General features: G+C 69.8%; 20 protein-coding genes. 2 read left to right on the top strand and 18 right to left on the bottom strand.

The window, feature by feature from the left end; genetic code table 11:
• Positions 1-7: 7 nt before the first annotated feature.
• From nuoF to AC5Y5V_RS22725, 6 genes are read right to left on the bottom strand one after another with little or no spacing between them, the layout of a single operon-like run.
• Complete coding sequence (nuoF, locus tag AC5Y5V_RS22700) at positions 8-1,324, bottom strand: NADH-quinone oxidoreductase subunit NuoF (RefSeq protein WP_499940170.1); 1,317 nt, start codon at positions 1,322-1,324, stop codon at positions 8-10.
• Positions 1,321-2,085 carry an NADH-quinone oxidoreductase subunit NuoE gene (gene nuoE, locus AC5Y5V_RS22705; protein WP_499940229.1) on the bottom strand — a complete coding sequence of 255 codons (765 nt, stop codon included), beginning with the start codon at positions 2,083-2,085 and terminating at the stop codon, positions 1,321-1,323. The genes nuoF and nuoE overlap by 4 nt, the downstream gene beginning before the upstream one ends.
• 8 nt (positions 2,086-2,093) lie before the next feature.
• On the bottom strand, positions 2,094-3,395 hold the full coding sequence (gene nuoD, locus AC5Y5V_RS22710; protein ID WP_499940171.1) for an NADH dehydrogenase (quinone) subunit D: 1,302 nt from the start codon (positions 3,393-3,395) through the stop codon (positions 2,094-2,096).
• Between the two features lie 16 nt (positions 3,396-3,411).
• Positions 3,412-4,140, bottom strand: a complete 729-nt coding sequence (locus AC5Y5V_RS22715) for an NADH-quinone oxidoreductase subunit C (protein ID WP_499940172.1) — start codon at positions 4,138-4,140, stop codon at positions 3,412-3,414.
• A complete protein-coding gene (locus AC5Y5V_RS22720; protein ID WP_499940173.1) occupies positions 4,137-4,691 on the bottom strand; it encodes a NuoB/complex I 20 kDa subunit family protein in 555 nt (184 codons plus the stop codon). Before AC5Y5V_RS22720 ends, AC5Y5V_RS22715 begins: the two co-directional genes overlap by 4 nt.
• A gap of 8 nt (positions 4,692-4,699) precedes the next feature.
• Entirely contained in the window at positions 4,700-5,077 is a 378-nt protein-coding gene (locus AC5Y5V_RS22725; protein ID WP_499940174.1) for an NADH-quinone oxidoreductase subunit A, read from the bottom strand.
• A 333-nt stretch (positions 5,078-5,410) separates the two neighbouring features.
• Here AC5Y5V_RS22725 and AC5Y5V_RS22730 point away from each other — a divergent pair, with 333 nt between their 5' ends.
• Positions 5,411-7,006, top strand: coding sequence for a serine/threonine-protein kinase PknH/PknJ (locus AC5Y5V_RS22730; protein ID WP_499940175.1), 1,596 nt, complete (start codon positions 5,411-5,413; stop codon positions 7,004-7,006).
• A gap of 70 nt (positions 7,007-7,076) precedes the next feature.
• On the opposite strand, the gene AC5Y5V_RS22735 is transcribed toward AC5Y5V_RS22730, so the two are convergent.
• Positions 7,077-8,744 carry a serine/threonine-protein kinase PknH/PknJ gene (locus AC5Y5V_RS22735; RefSeq protein ID WP_499940176.1) on the bottom strand — a complete coding sequence of 556 codons (1,668 nt, stop codon included), beginning with the start codon at positions 8,742-8,744 and terminating at the stop codon, positions 7,077-7,079.
• Positions 8,745-9,227: 483 nt separating this feature from the next.
• On the opposite strand from AC5Y5V_RS22735, the gene AC5Y5V_RS22740 reads away from it, so the two are divergent.
• Positions 9,228-10,484, top strand: coding sequence for a hypothetical protein (locus tag AC5Y5V_RS22740; protein ID WP_499940177.1), 1,257 nt, complete (start codon positions 9,228-9,230; stop codon positions 10,482-10,484).
• Here the strand turns inward: AC5Y5V_RS22740 and AC5Y5V_RS22745 are convergent.
• Genes AC5Y5V_RS22745 through AC5Y5V_RS22795 form a run of 11 tightly spaced genes read right to left on the bottom strand, consistent with a single transcriptional unit; the run spans position 10,464 to position 18,997 of the window.
• Positions 10,464-10,877, bottom strand: coding sequence for an Rv3143 family two-component system response regulator (locus tag AC5Y5V_RS22745; RefSeq protein WP_499940178.1), 414 nt, complete (start codon positions 10,875-10,877; stop codon positions 10,464-10,466). The two genes, AC5Y5V_RS22740 and AC5Y5V_RS22745, sit on opposite strands and share 21 nt — an antisense overlap.
• A gap of 34 nt (positions 10,878-10,911) precedes the next feature.
• On the bottom strand, positions 10,912-11,448 hold the full coding sequence (locus AC5Y5V_RS22750) for a YceI family protein (protein ID WP_499940179.1): 537 nt from the start codon (positions 11,446-11,448) through the stop codon (positions 10,912-10,914).
• 21 nt (positions 11,449-11,469) lie between these two features.
• The gene (locus tag AC5Y5V_RS22755) at positions 11,470-11,865 is read right to left on the bottom strand and encodes a nuclear transport factor 2 family protein (protein WP_499940180.1); all 396 of its coding nucleotides are present in this window, start codon (positions 11,863-11,865) and stop codon (positions 11,470-11,472) included.
• Between the two features lie 26 nt (positions 11,866-11,891).
• On the bottom strand, positions 11,892-12,248 hold the full coding sequence (locus AC5Y5V_RS22760; RefSeq protein WP_499940181.1) for a DUF6285 domain-containing protein: 357 nt from the start codon (positions 12,246-12,248) through the stop codon (positions 11,892-11,894).
• Positions 12,248-13,222 carry a phosphotransferase family protein gene (locus AC5Y5V_RS22765; RefSeq protein ID WP_499940182.1) on the bottom strand — a complete coding sequence of 325 codons (975 nt, stop codon included), beginning with the start codon at positions 13,220-13,222 and terminating at the stop codon, positions 12,248-12,250. Before AC5Y5V_RS22765 ends, AC5Y5V_RS22760 begins: the two co-directional genes overlap by 1 nt.
• On the bottom strand, positions 13,219-14,484 hold the full coding sequence (locus AC5Y5V_RS22770) for an acyl-CoA dehydrogenase family protein (RefSeq protein WP_499940183.1): 1,266 nt from the start codon (positions 14,482-14,484) through the stop codon (positions 13,219-13,221). Before AC5Y5V_RS22770 ends, AC5Y5V_RS22765 begins: the two co-directional genes overlap by 4 nt.
• A gap of 20 nt (positions 14,485-14,504) precedes the next feature.
• The gene (locus AC5Y5V_RS22775; protein WP_499940184.1) at positions 14,505-14,855 is read right to left on the bottom strand and encodes a DUF6285 domain-containing protein; all 351 of its coding nucleotides are present in this window, start codon (positions 14,853-14,855) and stop codon (positions 14,505-14,507) included.
• A complete protein-coding gene (locus AC5Y5V_RS22780) occupies positions 14,855-15,832 on the bottom strand; it encodes a phosphotransferase family protein (protein ID WP_499940185.1) in 978 nt (325 codons plus the stop codon). The genes AC5Y5V_RS22775 and AC5Y5V_RS22780 overlap by 1 nt, the downstream gene beginning before the upstream one ends.
• A complete protein-coding gene (locus AC5Y5V_RS22785; RefSeq protein ID WP_499940186.1) occupies positions 15,829-16,863 on the bottom strand; it encodes a phosphotransferase family protein in 1,035 nt (344 codons plus the stop codon). Before AC5Y5V_RS22785 ends, AC5Y5V_RS22780 begins: the two co-directional genes overlap by 4 nt.
• Positions 16,860-17,903, bottom strand: a complete 1,044-nt coding sequence (locus tag AC5Y5V_RS22790) for a phosphotransferase family protein (RefSeq protein WP_499940187.1) — start codon at positions 17,901-17,903, stop codon at positions 16,860-16,862. The genes AC5Y5V_RS22785 and AC5Y5V_RS22790 overlap by 4 nt, the downstream gene beginning before the upstream one ends.
• Positions 17,900-18,997, bottom strand: a complete 1,098-nt coding sequence (locus tag AC5Y5V_RS22795; protein ID WP_499940230.1) for a phosphotransferase family protein — start codon at positions 18,995-18,997, stop codon at positions 17,900-17,902. Before AC5Y5V_RS22795 ends, AC5Y5V_RS22790 begins: the two co-directional genes overlap by 4 nt.
• Positions 18,998-19,047 lie beyond the last annotated feature (50 nt).

A 19,047-nucleotide genomic window follows, 5' to 3' on the forward strand; every position in this document is an offset into this window, starting at 1 on the left:
CGGGCTGTCAGGCCTTTCCGTCCAACGTGAGCATGGAGTCCTTCGGGTCGAACGGGCAGCCGCCTCCTTCGATGTGCGCGACGTATTCGTCGCGGAAGTGCTTGATGGACGACATCACCGGGCTGGCGGCGCCGTCGCCCAACGCGCAGAACGACTTCCCGAGGATGGCGTCGGAGATGTCCAGCAGCTTGTCGATGTCCTCGTGGGTGCCGCGGCCGGTTTCCAGCCGCTCGTAGATCTTGTCCAGCCAGAACGTGCCCTCGCGGCAGGGCGTGCACTTTCCGCAGGATTCGTGCGCATAGAACTCGGTCCAGCGGCGCACGGCGCGCACCACGCAGGTGGTCTCGTCGAAGATCTCCAACGCCTTGGTGCCCAGCATCGAGCCGACCGCACCGACGCCCTCATAGTCCAGCGGCACGTCGAGGTGCTCGTCGGTGAGCAGCGGCGTGGACGACCCGCCGGGGGTCCAGAACTTGAGCTGGTGCCCGGCGCGGACCCCGCCCGCGTAGTCGAGCAGCTCGCGCAGCGTGATGCCCAGCGGGGCCTCGTACTGGCCCGGCCGGGTGACGTGCCCGGACAGCGAATACAGCGTGAAGCCGGGCGATTTCTCGCTGCCCATGGACCGGAACCAGTCCACGCCGTTGAGGATGATCGACGGCACGCTCGCGATGGTCTCGACGTTGTTGATCACCGTCGGGCAGCCGTACAGCCCGGCGACCGCGGGGAACGGCGGACGCAGCCGCGGCTGGCCGCGCCGGCCCTCGAGCGAGTCGAGCAGCGCGGTTTCCTCGCCGCAGATGTAGGCGCCCGCGCCGGCGTGCACCACCAGTTCCAGGTCGTAGCCGGAGCCGTTGATGTCGCGGCCCAGGAAGCCGGCCGCGTAGGCCTCGGCGACGGCGTTCTGCAGGCGGCGCAGCACCGGCAGCACCTCGCCGCGCACATAGATGAAGGCGTGGCTGGCCCGGATCGCGTACGACGCGATGATCACGCCCTCGATCAGCACGTGCGGCGTCGCCAGCATCAGCGGGATGTCCTTGCACGTGCCGGGTTCGGACTCGTCGGCGTTGACCACCAGGTAGTGCGGCTTGGCGGCCGCACCGCTGTCGCCCTGCGGGATGAACGACCACTTCGTGCCGGTCGAGAAGCCCGCGCCGCCGCGTCCGCGCAGCCCGGAGTCCTTGACGGTCCCGATCACCGCGTCGGGTTCCATGGCCAGCGCCTTCGCCATGCCCTTGTAGCCGTCATTGCGCTGGTAGGTGGCCAGCGTCCACGACTCGGGGTCGTCCCAGTACCGGCTGATCACCGGGGTCAGCGGCGTGGTCATGAGTCGGCTCCGGGCGGGGTCGGGGCGGTCATGTCGTTGTCCTGCGCGACCCGCAGCCCGGCCAGCGTGGCCGGGCCGGCGCCGCCCTGGCCCTGGTCGGGGCGCTCGTCGCGGAGGCCGGCCAGGATGCGTGACGTCTCGCGGAACTTGCACAGCGGCGCGCCGCGGGTGGGCTCCTTGGGCTCCCCGGCGCGCAGCGAATCGACGAGTTCGCGGGCGGACCCGGGCGTCTGGTTGTCGTAGAACTCCCAGTTGACCATCACCACCGGCGCGTAGTCGCAGGCCGCGTTGCACTCGATGTGCTGCAGGGTGACCGTGCCGTCGCCGGTGGTCTGGTCGTTGCCGATGCCCAGATGCGCTTTGAGGTCGGCGAAGATGGCGTCGCCGCCCATGACCGCGCACAGCGTGTTGGTGCAGACGCCGACCAGGTAGTCGCCGGTGGGTCCGCGGCGGTACATGGTGTAGAAGCTCGCCACCGCCGAGACCTGCGCGCTGGTCAGGCCAAGCTGGCCGGCGCAGAACTCCAGCCCCGCCGGGGTGATGTAGGAGTCTTCGCCCTGCACCAGGTGCAGCAGCGGCAGCAGCGCCGAGCGCTTGTCCGGGTAGCGGCCGATGATCTCCTTGGCCTCGACCTCCAGCCGGGCCACCACCTCCGGCGCATACTCCTGTGGCGCGCCTTCGACGACGAACTGGCTGGGCTCTTCGGGCGGCGGGCCGAGCCGGATGAAGACCCGGTTGCCATCCCCGGACAGGTCGCCCATCGGGGTGCTCATCGGTCCACCCCGCCCATCACCGGGTCGATGCTGGCGACCGCGGTGATCAGGTCGGCGACCATCCCGCCCTCGCTCATCGCCGCGACCGCCTGCAGGTTGGTGAACGACGGGTCCCGGTAGTGCACCCGGTACGGGCGGGTGCCGCCGTCGCTGACCATGTGCACGCCGAGCTCGCCGCGCGGCGATTCGACCGCCACGTACACCTGGCCCGCCGGCACGCGGATGCCCTCGGTGACCAGCTTGAAGTGGTGGATCAGCGCCTCCATCGAGCTGCCCATGATCTTGGCGATGTGTTCGGGGGAGTTGCCCATCCCGTCGGGGCCCACCGCCAGGTCGGCCGGCCAGGCGATCTTGCGGTCCTCGACCATGGTGGGGCCCGGCCGCAACTTGTCCAGGCACTGCTCGACGATCTTCACCGACTCCGACATCTCCTTGACGCGAATGATGTAGCGCCCGTAGGAATCACAACCGTCGTCGGTGATCACGTCGAACTCGTAGTCCTGGTATCCGCAATACGGTTCGCTCTTGCGCAGGTCGTGCGGCAGCCCGGTGGAACGCAGGATCGGGCCGGTGACCCCCAGCGCCATGCAGCCCTCGAGGCCCAGGTAGCCGACGTCCTGGGTGCGGGCCTTCCAGATGGCGTTCTCGTTGAGCAGCTGCCCCATCTGGTGCAGCACGCCGCGCAATTCCTTGAGGGCTTCTGCGATATCGGTCTGCGCGTTGGGCGGCAGGTCCTGCGCGACGCCGCCGGGCCGGATGTAGGCGCTGTTCATCCGCAGCCCGGTGATCTTCTCGAACAGGGTGAGCAGGATCTCGCGGCCGCGGAAGCCGACGAACATCGGGGTCATGGCGCCCAGTTCCATGCCGCCGGTCGCCAGCGCGACCAGGTGCGACGAGATCCGGTTGAGCTCCATCATCATGACCCGGATGACGTTGACCCGCTCGGGGATCTCGTCGGTGATGCCGAGCAGCTTCTCCACGCCCAGGCAGAAGGCGGTCTCGTTGAAAAACGGTGCCAGGTAGTCCATCCGGGTGACGAAGGTGACGCCCTGGGTCCAGTACCGGTATTCGAGGTTCTTCTCGATCCCGGTGTGCAGGTAGCCGATTCCGCAGCGGGCCTCGGTGACGGTCTCGCCCTCGATCTCGATGATCAGGCGCAGCACGCCGTGGGTGGACGGGTGCTGCGGGCCCATGTTGACGACGATGCGCTCGCCGGGGTCGGCGTTGCGGGCCACCTCGACGACCTTGTCCCAGTCCTGCCCGCCGGCGACGACGAGGGTTTCCTTGGTGTCGGTCATTTTGGTTCGGTTTCCATTAGTTGTAACCCCTCCGCTCGTCGGGCGGGGGTATCTGTGCGCCCTTGTATTCCACCGGGATGCCCCCGAGGGGGTAGTCCTTGCGTTGCGGGTGCCCGTGCCAGTCGTCGGGCATCTCGATGCGGGTCAGCGACGGGTGCCCGTCGAAGATGATCCCGAAGAAGTCGTAGGTCTCGCGCTCGTGCCAGTCGTTGGTCGGGTACACGTCGTACAGCGACGGGATGTGCGGATCACTGTCCGGCGCAGCCACTTCCAGCCGCAGCCGGCGATTGTGGGTGATCGACTGCAGGGGGTATACCGCGTGCAGTTCCCGACCCGTTTCGTTCGGGTAGTGCACGCCGGACACGCCCAGGCACAGTTCGAAGCGCAGGTCCGGTTCGTCGCGCAGCCGCTGGGCGACCTGCGGCAGCCGCTCGCGGCGCACATGCAGCGTCAGCTCGTTGCGGTCGACCACGACTTTCTCTATGGCGTCGTCGAATTCGAGTTCGGCGCGCTGCAGGGCGTCGGCCAGCCGGTCGGCGATGTCGTCGAAGTATCCGCCGTACGGGCGCGGCGTGCTGCCGGGCAGCGTGACCTCGCGGACCAGCCGTCCGTAGCCGGAGGTGTCGCCGGATCCGGTGACACCGAACATGCCGCGGCGCACGTTGATCACTTCTTCGTCGGCCGACGGCAGCGTGCCCCCGACCTCGCTGGCTGCGACCTTCGGGTCCTGGCCGGGTGAGCTCATCGCAGCAGCCCGTGCATTTCGATGGTGGGCCGCGCCGACAGGGCGGCCTGCTCGGCCTCAGCGATCGCCTGCTCCCGGTTGACGCCCAGCGGCATTTCCTGAATCTTCTGGTGCAGCTTGAGGATTGCGTACAGCAGCATCTCCGGCCGCGGCGGGCAGCCGGGCAGGTAGATGTCCACCGGAACGACGTGGTCCACGCCCTGGACCACCGCGTAGTTGTTGAACATCCCGCCCGAGGAGGCGCACACGCCCATGGCCAGTACCCACTTCGGCTCGGCCATCTGGTCGTAGATCTGCCGCAGCACCGGCGCCATCTTCTGGCTGACGCGCCCCGCGACGATCATCAGGTCGGCCTGCCGGGGCGTGGCCGAGAACCGCTCCATCCCGAACCGGGCGATGTCGAACCGCGGTCCGGCGGTCGCCATCATCTCGATCGCGCAGCAGGCCAGCCCGAATGTCGCCGGCCACAGCGAGTTCTTGCGGACATAGCCCGCCACCTTCTCCACGGTGGACAGCAGGATGCCACCGGGCAACTGTTCTTCCAGGCCCACGTCTTACCTCAATCCCACGTCAGGCCGCCGCGGCGCCACACGTAGGCGTACGCCACGAAGACCGTGAGCATGAATATCACCATCTCGACCAACGCGAACGTTCCCAGCACGTCGAAAGTGACGGCCCAGGGATAGAGGAACACGATCTCGATGTCGAAGACGATAAACAACATTGCGGTCAGGTAATACTTCACCGGGAACCGCTGACCGGCAGCCGCCTGCGGGCCGCTGACCGGGCTGTCGGTGGGCTCGATCCCGCATTCGTAGGCCGCCAGCTTGGACCGGTTGAAGCGCGATGGGCCGGCCAGGCTCGCGATGAAAACGGAGCCCACGGCGAACGCGGCGGCAATCGCCCCGAGTACCAGGATGGGTATGTAGACGTTCAACTTGCTCCATGATCCGTCGTAACGGGCCGCCGCCCAGAGCTCGAGCAGCGGCCGGGCGGTGACCGGGCTGCTGTGACGGACCGGGTCTGTGAGCCGTCACAGTGACCTTCAACATAGTCGGGCTAAGCGCAGAGCACATGTCCGGGGTAGGGCTTTGCGACGTTGCTAACACCTTGCGAACACCTCACCCGGGTTCGTATTGGCGGCACCTGCGGCGTGATTCGGCGCGTGCAGCGAATCGGATGCCTATAGTTCGTGCTTGACCCGGTAGGTGACCCAGGTTGCTGCCTGCAACGTGGCTCGCCGGCGGCACGCGGCTCAGGAGGCGGTCGGTTGGGCACGCCCATTGAAAACGACAAGTTTGGGCGGTATCAGCTGCTCGGTTTGATCGGCGAGGGCGGCATGGGCAAGGTCTACAAGGCCCATGACACGCTGATCGATCGCGATGTCGCGATCAAGATCCTGCCCGCCGACTTGGCCACGGAACCGGGCTATCGAACACGGTTCCGCCGTGAGGCCCACATCGCAGCCCGACTGACCGAGCCGCACATCATCCCCATCCACGACACGGGGGAGATCGACGGGCACCTGTACCTGGTAATGCCAGTGATCGATGGTGTCGACCTGCACAATCTGCTGCAGCGGGAAGGACCGATGAGCCCAAACCGCGCCGTTCGGGTAATCGAACAACTCGCCGCCGCCCTGGCCACCGCCCACGCGCACGGCCTGGTGCACCGCGACGTCAAGCCCTCGAACGCGCTGGTGACCGATCACGAATTCGTCTACCTGATTGATTTTGGCATCGCCCACGAGGCGGCAGCGACCAAGCTGACCAGCACTTCGACGATCGTGGGCACGCTGGCCTACATGGCCCCGGAGCGCTTCGAGGCCGGCGTGGCCGATGCGCGCGGCGACGTGTATGCGCTCACCTGTGTGCTCTATGAGTGCCTCACCGGCCGGGCGCCATACGCGGGTGACAGCCTCCCGCAACTGTTGAACGCGCACTTGAACGTCCCTGCGCCGGCACCGAGTCGCGCCGACGTCAACATTCCCGCCGGATTTGACGCGGTGATCGCCCGGGGAATGGCCAAAGACCCCGGGCAGCGTTATCAAAGCGCGCAAGAGCTGGCCGTTGCCGCGCGCGAGGCGCTTGCGCAACCGAAAGCCGCGGCGACGGTGTCGAAGCCGACGGGCGCGGCGCGTCCCGTCATGCCCGGGGGGCGCCGAACGCCGGTAGGGTCGGGCCGGTTCGGAACGCGGTGGTTGATCGCCGCCGTAGCAATAGCCGTCCTGGCCGTTGTTCTGGGCGCGGTCGCGATCTTCGGACGAAGTCAGAGTCGCACGAGCACGCTGCCGCCGTTGCCGCTGGTGGCCCCCGACCGTCTGGACTCCGTCCTGCTGAGCGTGCCGGACATCAGTGCGGTGATCGGCACCTCGGACATGACGAATGTCGGGGCGGTTGCTCACGAACCCTTCACCCCGCCGGATCCGGTCTCCAATCCGGGCTGCCTGGAAACCTTTTTTGTCGCTGAACAGCCGGCATACGCGGGCAGCGGATACACCGCAATCCGCGCGCAAGTGCTTGCCAACAAGTCCGGGGATTCGGTAACGCACTTTGTCCAGCAGGCCGCGGCCGCGTTTCCGTCGACTGACCAGGCCCTGGCCTTCGTGCAGAACTCGGCGGTGAAATGGAAGGCGTGCGCTGGCCAAACGGTTAGCTCCGGCCAAGCGTTGCGGTGGACGGTCGGCGTAGTCAGCGGAAACCCACCGACAATTTCGCAGGTTCACGTCCTGGAGGGCGGCGACAACTGCCAACGAGTTCTCCGCGCGGTGTCGAACGTGGTTTTGGACGTCAACGCGTGCGCCCGTCAGGTCGACGACGAGGCCCGCCGAATCGCCGACAAGATGGCCGCCAGGGTGCCTCTGTAGGGCGCACCGGCCAGGCTCGCGATGAAAACCGAGCCCACGGCGCATGCCCGGAATAGGGCTTTGCGGCTGATCATCGTGGGATTTTCGTCACGATCAGGCCCGCGATGCTGACGGCCTGGTTGATCACGTTGTCCTCGCACGCCGTGGTTTCCACGACGACGTTGTTGACGGCAGTCAACGCCCGCTGGCACGGCGGATCGGGACCGTCCGCGGGCTTTGACGGGATGCTCAGGACGCCGTTGACGGTGGCCACCGGGCCGGTGGTGAACCGAGCGGTGTTGCCGTCGCGGGTGACGGTGTAGCCGCGATTCGCGCAGGCCGACCAGTTTTGCGACGCGCCGCTGACGAACGCCGCCGCTTCCCGCGCGGAGGCGAACGACACCACGCCCTGGAACACGCCGTGCGTGAACTGCGGGCTTGGCTCGCGTAGCGACTGCCCGCGCGCCGCGGTCCAACCGCTTCCGCTGTAGACGGCCGTCTGCATCGGCGCCGCTACCGATTGGCACTCCGGCGGCGACACCGTGCCCCGTGCGTCCGTGAGGGAGCCGGCCGTCGACGAGACCGTCATCCCGGTGGCGCCCATCGCGCCGTTGACGTCGGCGGGGCTGAGCAGTAACCCCTCCAGGGCGGCCGCGGCGACGCCAGACGAGGTGGGTTGCGCGCTGGGCGCTGCGCCCTGGCCCGACGTGCTGGTGCCGAGGTAGATGCCGACGCCGGTGAGGGCCGCCACCGCGACCACCGCGGCGACCCCGAGCACCAGCGATCGGTCGACGGCACGCAGCACGGCGCGCGGGGGATGCGGGCCCGCGGTGGGGTGCGTGCCGGGATCGGACGTCAACGCCGTCGTGACGGGTGGGGTGGTCGTGACAGGCGCGGTGAGGGGCGCGGTCGGCGTCGGGCTTGGCGCGGTGGGCGCCGGCGCCGGCGCGGTCAATGCATTGCGTGCGGCAACGGCGAGCTCGTCGGCGGTCCTGTAGCGCCGCGCGGGATCTTTGGCCATTCCCCGCCCGATCACCTCGTCGAACCCGACGGGCACGTCGGCCGTGCCGCGGCTCGGCGCGGGTGGCGGCAGGTTGAAGTGCGCGTGGAGCAGCTGCGGGAGGCTGTCACCGGCAAAGGGCGCTCGGCCGGTCAGGCATTCATGCAGCACGCAGGCGAGTGCGTAGATGTCGCTGCGGGCGTCGGCGCCGCCGCCCTCGAACCGTTCCGGCGCCATGTAGGCCAGGGTGCCCAGCATCCAACCGGTTTGCGTGAGCCGGGTGCCGGCCGCGTCGTGGACGATGCCGAAGTCGATCAGGTAGACGAAGTCATGGCCGGTCAGGAGCGCATTCGACGGCTTGACGTCGCGGTGCACCAACCCGTGCCGGTGGGCCGTGCTCAACGCACCGGCGAGCTGCTCGATCACCCGCACCGCACGTTCCGGCCGCATCTCACCGTCGCGCCGCAGCAAGGTGTCCAGGTCGATCCCGTCGACCACCGGCATCACCAGGTACAGCTGGCCGTCGATTTCGCCGGTGTCGTAGATGGGGATGATGTGCGGTTCGGTGAGCCGCGCCGCGGTGTGCGCCTCGCGACGAAAGCGTTCGCGGTACCCGGGCTCGGCGCCGAGTTCGGCGGGCAGCACCTTGATCGCGACATCGCGGCCGATCACGGTGTCGTGAGCGCGATAGACCTTGCCCATGCCGCCCTCGCCGATCAGCTCGACGAGCTCGTAGCGGCCGAATGCCACCGGTTCCATCCGACGCCTTCCGCAGAGCGCCATCGCGACAGGTGCAGGCTAACCCATCAGCGCCATCGGCGGGGTGGGCATCACCTCGTCGATAGCAAAGTTCGTGACACTACAGGAAGCGATCCGCAGTCGCCGTGGCCCGCTTGCGGAACACCCGGCGGCAACCGGCACGTGTCCTCCAAGAAAATTCCAAGAACTTCCAAGCAACTTCTTGCTGTGGGCGCAACGGCCGACAGCAGGGCCAACCCGGGGCGGTGGGAAAACACGCAGGTCTGAATATTGTTCTGCAGACCAATATCCCGCGATGGCGAGGGTTTCGCCGCGCGGGGCCAGAAGTCGAAGTGACCTGCGGACTTTGCCGAAAGGTGCGTCGCGACGCGGCGTTGAGCCTACGATATTGGGTTGCTGAGTTTAGGTCGGTCGTAAAGCCGCCTGTGGTGTTGGCAAACGCTTGCCGGTGACTTTATCCGTGTGGAAGGAGAGGCAGGCCTGATGAGAAGAATCGTCGTAGTGGTGGCGGCCGTCGCCGCCATCGCCCCTGTCGCGGCAGCGATGCAGCTCTCCCCGTACCCGGGGGTGGTGGCGCACGCCGACCCGACCACCTCGCCGCCGCCGCCGGGCGGTTACATCGGCCCCGATGACGAGGACTGCCCGAACGTCAAAGCGGGGCCTCACGTCGGCAAGTGGGACGCGGCGTGTCGCGCCGAGAAAGGCGATCGCTGTCTCCTGGACCCCAGATGCCATGTCCCAGGCATGCCCTACCCGCAAGCTCCCGCGCCGGCCTCGCCGCCGGCCGCGAAGACCCCGGCGGTCGGCGGGTCCCCGCCGGTGAACCCGGCAGGCAAGTCCGCGGTGCTGCCGCCGCCGAAGGCCATGGAAGCGCCGCCGGACGCCGTCGAGGCCGCCAAGAACGCCCCGCCGACGACCGTCGACCCGGCCAACCCGCCGCCGTCCCCGAAGCCGGAGAACTTCCTGCAGAAGGTGCAGGACCTGATCGCCAAACGCCACGCCAATGTCGAGATCGTCAACGTCAACGGTCAGGCGCTGGCCCGGCCCCGGCATTGGGGTTTCTTGGACTACGACGCTTTCCACCGCCCGCGGCTCTTCAACCCGATGAAGGAGGCGACGACGTTCCGCTACTTCTTCGGCGGGGCCTACCGCGAGGTCTATGTCGCCGCCGGCGCCAGCGTCGTGCTCAACGTCGCGGTTGTCGGGGTGTTCCCGTTCACCGCGGTCAGCGAGAGCTATGTGGCTTCGGGCAGCTTCAACGGCGGGGCGTGGATTCCGCCGGAGGGCTGGAGCGGCCCCCCGCCGGCGTCCTACACCCCGCCGCCGCCACCGGCGGTCTACACCGACGTCAAGGCCAACATCCCGGCCACCAACCAGACCGTCGAGGTCGGCAAGGTGGAAGTGGTGGGCCACGACGCCAGCCAGCCACCGGGCAGCCAGGACACGTTCCTGCTCGACGACTCGACGCTGGCCTGGGGCCAGGCCACCGACCCCCGCAGCGGCGGTCAGATCAACGTGGCCAAGACCCAGTCCCTGCCGGGCGTCGGCCCGATCGATAACGGCGCCTTCCTGACGGCGCTGGCAGCACAGCAACCGGAGCCCGGCGGATCCCCGTGGCCCTGGGTGCTGGGCGGAGTGGTGGCGGTGCTGGTGGTCGGCCTGGGCGCACTGATGCTGCTCAGGCGCCGTAAGGCCCCGGCGGATCCGAGCGACGACGTCCTATCGAGCGGGAGCCCGTAACAGTCCGAGCACCGTGCGGCCCAGCACGATCGGATCGATCGGGTGCGGCACCGCGGCCTCGGCGCGGGACCAGGCGGCCAGCCAGGCGTCGTCGGGCCGGCCGGTGATCACGACGATCGGCGGGCAGGTGTCCAATTCGTCCTTGAGCTGCTTGGCCAGGCCCATCCCGCCGGTGGGCGTCGCCTCGCCGTCGAGGATGGCGAGGTCGATGCCGCCGGCGTCCATCTGCCGAACCACCATCGGGCCGGTCGCCACCTCGAGGTAGCTCAGCTCGGGCAGGTCGGGGTGCAGGTGCTTGCCCAGCGCGCGCATCACTTCTTCGCGGGCCTGCACGTTGTCGCTGTATACGAGGATCCGCAGAACGACCGTCGAATCGGGAGTCGAGTCGGGCACGGTGCAGATGCTACTGGTGGTGGCCGGAGCGGTCCTACCGGGCCGCCCGCACGAAGACGGTGTCCGCGGTCACCGTCGCCTCGCCGGCGATCATGCCGAACTTGTCGAAATTCACGCCGAACTGGAACCGGTCGACCTTGGCTTCCCCGGCGACGCGGATCGAGCCGTCGCCGAGTTCGGTGATCGTGACGGACAGCGGCACTCCGGCGGTGGTGCCCTTGATCGTGAATGTGGCGCGCAGGTTGGCGGAACGGCCGGTGGTGGGTTCCAGGCCGGTGACGACGACGCTGATCTCGGGGAAACGCTCGGCGTCGAAGAAGTCGGCCGACAGCAGGTGCTGGTCGCGGCGCTTGATGCCGGTATGCAGGGAGCCGACGCGGATGTCGACGCGGCCGAACACCGCGCCCTTGGCGGTCAGCTGCCCGTCGCCGGTGAATTCGTCGAACCGGCCCTTGACCGGCATCAGCCCCCACATGTTCCTGATCTTGAAACCGATTTTCGACCTGTCGGGAACCAGGTTCCACACGCCGGCGGTCTCGGGGTCGTTGAGCAGCGTTTCCAGAGTCGTCATGGTGTACCTCCCTAAGCGGTTCTAGGCCGTCAGCGGCGCGATTCCCGCCGGATCGAAGTATTCGTCGATGCGGCTGATCAGGCCGTTGGTGCCTACCTTGATGACGATGCACACCCGCAGACAGATCGATTGTCCGGCGTTGCCGGTGGCGTGCAGGATGTGCTGCTGGACGAAGCCGGGCTCGGCTCCGTCGAACAGCTGGCGGTCGAGGATCTCGTAGCGGCGCTCGGCGGTCACCCCGATGAACCAGTCGATGACCCGCAGTGCGCGGGCCTTGTCGTCGGATCTGGCGGGGTCGCGGCCACCGGTCCGCCACACCGCGACGCCGTCGTCCCAGAGCCGCTCGACCGTCGCGCGGTCACCCTTCTCGATGGCGGAGAAAAGCCGGTCCGCCACCTCTTGGACCTCGTTCGCCACGTGTGCCCTTCCTCCTTGCTGGCTTGCTAGCTGTCCGGCCGCTTCTCCTGCGCGTATCCCGGGTGGGCGACCGACAACCGGTGCCGCACCACCGTGCGCAGGCTGGCGCAGACCTCCGGCAGGTATTCGTCGAGTTGTCCGGTCCGGATGGCGGCGGCGAGTTGGGCCTCGTCGTCGACCCCGAGCTCGGCGAGCGCCGCGTGGCTGGCCGATGCGCCCGTGTCGAGGAGCTCGCGCTCGACGATCCGCAGCGCGTTGGCCGCGACCCGGGCGTGGAAGTTGACCTGCCCGTCGGTCGCCTCGCGGACGTCGGTCTCGAGGAACTCCGCGACCGCGGCCACGAGTTCGGCGGCCGTCGGGCGGCCGTAGATCGCGCTGTCCACTAGAACCCCTCTCCGAGCAGGTCGAGCAGGTCCCACTCGGTCTCGCAGACCCGACGGCCGATGGCCGCCAGCTCCACCGACCGGGCCTGCCCGCTCAGATGCCGCTCCGCCTGGTACCGGCAGATGACGCCCCAGCGCAGCGTGGCCAACGCCATCCACCAGCGGAACGCCGCGCGGTCGACGGCGACGCCGCCGGCCTCCTCGTAGGCGCGCAGGAAGCTCTCGATGCTGCCCAGCCCGCCCGCGCCGCGCGCGGCCGGCGCGCCGAACCGCCACGCCCGGATGCAGAACCAGGCCAGGTCCTCGTAGGCCTCACCGACGTGCACCAGCTCCCAGTCCAGGACCGCGGCCAGGTCGGCCCCGTCGACGATCAGGTTGCCCATCCGGAAGTCGCCGTGCACCAGCACCAGGTCCGACGGCGGCGGCTGGTTGCCGGCCAGCCAGCGGAACCCCAACTCGAAGGTGGCGGTGGTGTCGCCCATCTCGTCGAGCCGCTCGCGCCATTGCGCCAGGGGGTCCTCGTAGGTCAGGTCCGGGTCGCGCGCGTCGGCGCGGTGGATCGCGGCCAGCGCGTGCGCGCACTGGCGCAGCACGCTCACGCGTTCCCAGTCGTCGAGCTTGCGGTGGATGCGCCGGACGATCGTCTCACCCTTGATCTCGTCGCAGATCAGGAACGGATTGCCCAGTGCGGCAGGTGAGTCGTCGGCGACCAGGATGTTCGGGACGGGCGTGCCTGCCGCCGCGGCGGCGGCCTGCGCGCGGGCTTCGAGTTCCATGCTGGCGTGCACGTCGTCGGGCGGTCCGGTGCGCAGGATCAGCGAGCGCCGCGTGTCGCCGGTGACGGCCTCGAACGCCCAGGTGGTCCGGCTGGCGCCGCCGGTCAGCTGGCGCAGGTTGTCGATCGCCGTGAACGCACCGAGCGCCGGTGCCAGGACCGTGGGCAGCGACGCCGCCAGCTCTTTGGCCGCCGTCACGTGGCCGCCCGGTTGTTCTTGGCCGCCTGGCTGCCGAACTTGAACAGCCGCTGCGCCACCCGGCGGATCTGGATCTCCTCGGCGCCCTCGGTGATCCGGTAGCGGCGGTGGTGGCGGTAGATGTGCTCGAACTGCTCGTGCCGGCTGTAACCCACGCCGCCGCAGATCTGCATCGCCCGGTCGGCGGCGTCGCAGACCAGCCGGTTGGCGCGGTAGTTGGCCATCGACACTTTGTCGGAGACCTCCATGTGGTGGTCGCGGTCCAGGTGCCAGGCCGCGTAGTAGACCAGCAGCCGCACCATCTGGGCTTCGGTCTGCAGTTCGGCCAGCGGCCACTGGACGGCCTGGTTGACCGACAGCGGCTTGCCGAAGACGCGGCGCCCGGCGGCGTATTCGGCCGCGCGGTCGATGCAGTACTGCGCCGCGCCCAGGCTGCTGGCGGCCTGCCGGATCCGGTTCTCGTGCAGGAAGGTCTGCGCGACCTCCAGCCCGCGGTCCACCTCGCCGAGCACCGCGTCGGCGGGCACCCGCACGTCGGTCAGCTCGACCTCGCCGTGATCGGTGGGCATGTTGAACGTCCACCAGTAGTAGGGGACCGCGAATCCGGGAGTGTCGGTGGGCACCAGGAACGCCGTGATGCCGCGGGCCTGCCCCGGCTCGCCCGAGGTGCGGGCGAAGATCAGGTCGTGCGTCGCGCGGTGCACGCCGGTGTTGAACCGTTTGGAGCCGTTGATCACCCAGTCGTCCCCGTCGCGTTCGGCGTGCGTTTCCAGCCAGGTCGCGTCGGAGCCGTGCAGCGGCTCGGTGAGGCCGAACGCCATCGAGCGGTCGCCGGTGATCAGCGCCTCCGACCAGTCGCGGCGCTGCGCGTCGGTGCCGAACCGCTCCATCATGATCACCTGCGGGAAGTTCCCGACGATCGACGATTCGTTCTGCAGGTCGTTGTGCAGCCCAAGGCCCTTGTGCGCCAGGTACTCCCGGATGACGGCCATGTCGACGTTGCTGCCGTCGCGCCCACCCAGGGAGGCGGGCAGCGCGTAGCGCAGCCAGCCCGCCGCGTCGGCGCGGCGCCGCATCTCGCCGAGCAGGTCCTCCCACTCCCGCGTCGGGATGCCGTCGTTGTCGAAGTCGGTGCGCGCGAACTCGCGGCGATGGTCGAAGTACTGCATGTTCTCCGCCTGCAGCGGGGCGATCTCGCGCTCGATGAACGCGTCCATCTCGGCAAGCAGCGGCGGAAGGTGTTCCGGCAGTGTGAAATCCACGTTAGAGCCCTTTCGAGTGACTACTCGTCCTGGTATCCGGGGTGGGAGACGGTCAGGCGATGGTTGACTAGCGCACGCAGATACGACGTGACGTCCTCGGCGCGATCGTCAAGCTGCCCGTCGCGAATGGCGGCGGCCAGCTGCGCCTCGTCGGCGTAGCCCAGCGTGGCCAGCGCGTCGCGCGACGCCCGCTCGCCGGCGGCGTCGCCGAGCAGCTCGCGCTCGACGATCCGCAGGGCTTGGGCGGCCGCGGTCACCTCGTTCTGGGCGCCGCGATCGCGGGTCTGGACCTGGGTCTCGAGGAAGCCGGCGACCGCGGCCACCAGTTCGGCCGCCGACGGGCGTCCGTGCAGGGATTCGTCCGGCGCCATCAAGCCGCCCCCCCATCGAGCAGGTCGAGCAGGTCCCATTCGCTTTCGCAGACCCGACGGCCCATTATCGCCAACGGCATCGCCTGCACCTTCTTCCTGACCCACATGTGCGCCTGCTCGAGACACATCACACCCCGGAACAGTGTGGTCATTATCCGCCACCAGTGGAAGCCGACCCGGTCGACGGCGGTGCCGCTGGCTTCCTCGTAGGCGTCCAGGAAAGTCTCGATGCCGCCCAGGCCGCCGGCCCCCAGACTGGCCCCCCCATTGTCCCGAGCGCCGAATCGCCAGGGCCGCATGCAAAACCACGCCAGGTCCTCGGCCGCCTCGCCCACGTGCACCCACTCCCAGTCCAGCACCCCGGTCAGGTCGGCGCCGTCAACCAGCAGATTGCCCACCCGATAGTCGCCGTGCACCAGCACCGCCGGCGCCGGCGCCGGCTCGTGGGCCGTCAGCCAGCGCGCCGCCCACTCGAAGGTGGCGGTGGTCTCGCCCATGGCGTCCAGGGCGCGACGGCAGATCGACAGCCGGTACCAGCGGGCCGACTCGGGTGTTTGCGCGTCGATCCGATGGATGCCGGCCAGCGCCCGCGCGCACTGCCGCAACAGCCCGTGCCGAGCGGTGCCGTCGAGCCGCCCGACGATCCGGTGGTCGGTGTCGCCCGGGATCCGTTCGCTGATCAGAAACGGGCCGCCCAGGACCTCCGCGGAGTCGTCGGCGGCCAGGGTGTGCGGGACGGGCACGCCGCGCGCCGCGGCCGCCGCCTGGATGCGGGCCTGCTGCGTGAAGCTGCGGCCAGTCTGCCCGGTGTGCAGGATGAGCGCGCGGCGGTCCTGGCCGGTGACGGCGTCGAAGGCCCAGGTGCTGCGGGCGGGGGCGCTGCGCAGGGCGCGCAGGTTGTCGATCGTGATGTCGGCGGCGCTGCGGCCCAGCGCCGGCGCGAGCGCCGCCGCCAGCCGGTCGGGCTCCGGCGTCATCCGAGCAGGTCCTTCCAGGGCGCCGAAGGGGCGGGTTGGGGTGCGTCGGGGCGCGGCCGGCCCAGCAGATCGAGCAGGTCCCACTCGATCTCGCAGACCTGGCGTCCCATCACCGCAAACCGCATCCGGGGGTCCTTGTCCGTCAACCACGCCCGCGCCTGATCCCGGCGGACGATACCGGAGAACAGGGTGGCCATCACCAGCCACCAATGGAAGCCTGGCGTGTCGACCGTGCCCCCGCCGGCCTGCCGGTAGGCGTCCAGGAAGCTGCCGATGCTGCCCAGCCCGCCGGCCCCGAGTCGCTCCGGAGCGCCGAATCGCCAAGTGCGGGCACAGAACCAGGCCAGGTCTTCGCCGGCTTCGCCGACGTGCGCCCATTCCCAGTCGACGACACCGGTCAACTCGCCCGCGGCGACCAGGAGGTTGCCCATCCGGAAGTCGCCGTGCACGAACACCGCCGGTGCCGGCGGCGGCTCGTGACGTACCAGCCAGCGAAACGCCCACTCGAAGGTGGCGCTGGTGACACCCGGGCTGTCGAGTTGTCGCCGGCAGATCGAAAGCCGTTGCGCCCGGCTCGGTTCGGAGGTGCTGGCATCGATGCGGTGGATGGCGGCGAGCGCCTGGGCGCACTGCCGCAGCAGGCGCGGGCGACCACCCGACGGGTCCATCCGATCGAGTTCGGCGACGACGCGCGCGGGGTCGGTGCTGCCGTCGATGCGCGAGCTGATCAGGTAGGGGCTGCCGAGCGCGGCGGGGGAGTCTTGGGCGGCCAGGATGCGCGGGACGGGAACGCCCTGCTGGGCGGCGGCGAGCTGCGCGCGGGCCTGCAGGGTGAAGCTGACGCCCGGCGTTCCCGTGGGCGCGGTGTGCAGGACCAGCGCGTGCCGCGCGCCCGGGGTGACCGCGTCGAACGCCCAGGTGTCGCGTAGGGCGGCGCGGGTCAGCGGGCGCAGGCTGTCGATGCCGACGTCGGACGCCGGCACGCCCAACGCCGGTCCCAGCACCGCCGGCAGCCGCTCTGCCAGGTTCATGCCAGCAGGTCCCGCCAGCCGCGGGCGGGTGCCTCGAACGTCTCAGGCGTCTCGGGTGGTTCCCGGTCGAGCAGCGTCAGCAGATCGAACTCGCTCTCGCAGACCTGCCGGCCCAGCACCGCCGCGCGCACCGTCCCGTCCGGCGCCGCCAGCCCCGCCTGTGCCAGCTGACGGCGCAGGATTCCGGTGAACAGCGTCGCCAGCACCAGCCACCAGTGAAACCCGACCCGGTCGACGGCGCTGCCACCGGCTTCCTCGTAGGCGCTCAGGAAGCTCTCGATGCCGCCCAGGCCGCCGGCCCCGAGCCCGGCGCCGGCGCCGAACCGCCAGGCCCGCACGCAGAACCAGGCCAGGTCCTCGTTCGCCTCGCCGACGTGGACCCACTCCCAGTCGAGCACGCCGGTCAGGTCGGTCCCGTCGACGAGCAGGTTGCCCATCCGGTAGTCGCCGTGCACCAACACCGGCGCCGCGGGTGGGGGCTGGTGGCCGGTCAGCCAGCGCAATGCCCATTCGAAGGCGGCGCTGCCGACCCCCGGGGCGTCGAGTTGTTGGCGGCACACCGAAAGCCGGTGCGGTCGATACGGTTCGGGCGAGGTCGCCCCGACCCGGTGGATGGCGGCCAGCGCGGCGGCGCATTGCCGCAGCAGCCGCGCCCGCCCGCCCCGCGGATCGATGCCGTCGAGCCGGCTCACGATGTGGTGGTAGTCGGTGTCGCCGGCGACCAGGTCGGTGATGAGGAACGGCTGACCGAGCGCGTCGGTCGAGTCTTCGCCGGTCAGGACGCGCGGGACGGGTGCGCCGTGGGCCGCCGCGGCGGCCTGCGCCCGGGCCTGCACCTCGAAGCTGCCGCCCATTTGCCCGGCCTCGCCCAGGTGCAGGATCAGCGCGCGGCGTCCCTCCGGGGCGACGGCGTCGAAGGCCCACGTGGAGCGCGACGGGCTGCGCGTCAGTCGGCGCAGGTTTTCGATCCCGACGTCCGCGGCGCCGCGGCCCGTGGCTGCCGCCAGCACCGCCGCCAGCCGCTGCGGCGGCGGGGTCATCCGAGGAGGTCCTTCCAGCCCTGGGAGATGACGTGGCCGGGCGTGGGCGCCGGGGCCGGGCCGCGCTCGTCGGGGTGCGCTTGGTCTGACGGGTCGAGCAGGTCGAGCAGGTCGGATTCGGCCTCGCACACTTGGCGGCCCACCCTCGCCAGTTGCATCGCGGGAACCCGGCTGCCCGCCGAATCCCCTTGCAGCGCCAGCCATTTCTGCGACTGGGTGCGCAGCCGCAGGCCCCACGACAGGGTGGTCAGCACTCGCCACCAGCGGAAGTCGGCGCGGTCCAGCACCGTCCCGCTGGCGCGCTCGTAGGCGCTCAGGAAGCTCTCGACGCTGCCCAGGCCGCCGGCCCCGCGGCCGGCCTGACCGTCGAACCGTCCGGCCCGCACGCAGAACCAGGCCAGGTCTTCGTAGGCGTCGCCGACGTGCACGAACTCCCAGTCCAGCACGGCGGTCAGGTCGGTCCCGTCGACGATCAGGTTGCCCACCCGGAAGTCGCCGTGCACCAGCACCGGGGGCGACGGCGGCGGCTGGTGTGTGCTCAGCCAGCGAAACGCCCACTCGAAGGTGGCGCTCGGGGAGCCGAGTGCGTCGAGCTTGCGACGGCACGACTCGAGTTGTTGCGGGCGCTCCTGCTCGCGAGAGCTTGCGTCGATGCGGTGGATGGCGGCCAGCGCGAACGCGCACTGCTGCAGCAGGCTCGTGCGGCCACCGTGGGGGTCGGCGTCGTCGAGTTGGCGAACGATGCGCGGGTAATCGGACTCGCCGTTGACCAGCTCGGTGAGCAGGAATGGGTGCCCGAGCACCTCGCCCGTGTCGTCGCTCGCGAGCGCCCGCGAGGTGGGCACGCCGCAGGCCGCGGCGACGGCCTGGGCGCGGGCCTGGCGGGCGTAGTGGCGCTGTGCCTCCCCGCGCGGCGCCTGCAGGATCAGCGCGTGCCGCCCGTCGCGGGTGACGGCGTCGAACGCCCAGGTGACCCGGCGCAGCGTCCGCCTCAGCTCGCGCAGGTTCTGGATCGTCAGGTCCGCGGTGTCGGTGCCCAGCGCCGGTCCGACCATGTCGCGCAGCCTGTCCCGCAGCGCCACCGCGTCGGCCATGCCACCGGCCCCGGGCGTCGGGTCGGGCGGATCCGGAACTCGGTGGCGGC

It is taken from the genome of Mycobacterium sp. NGS68 (assembly GCF_059812195.1).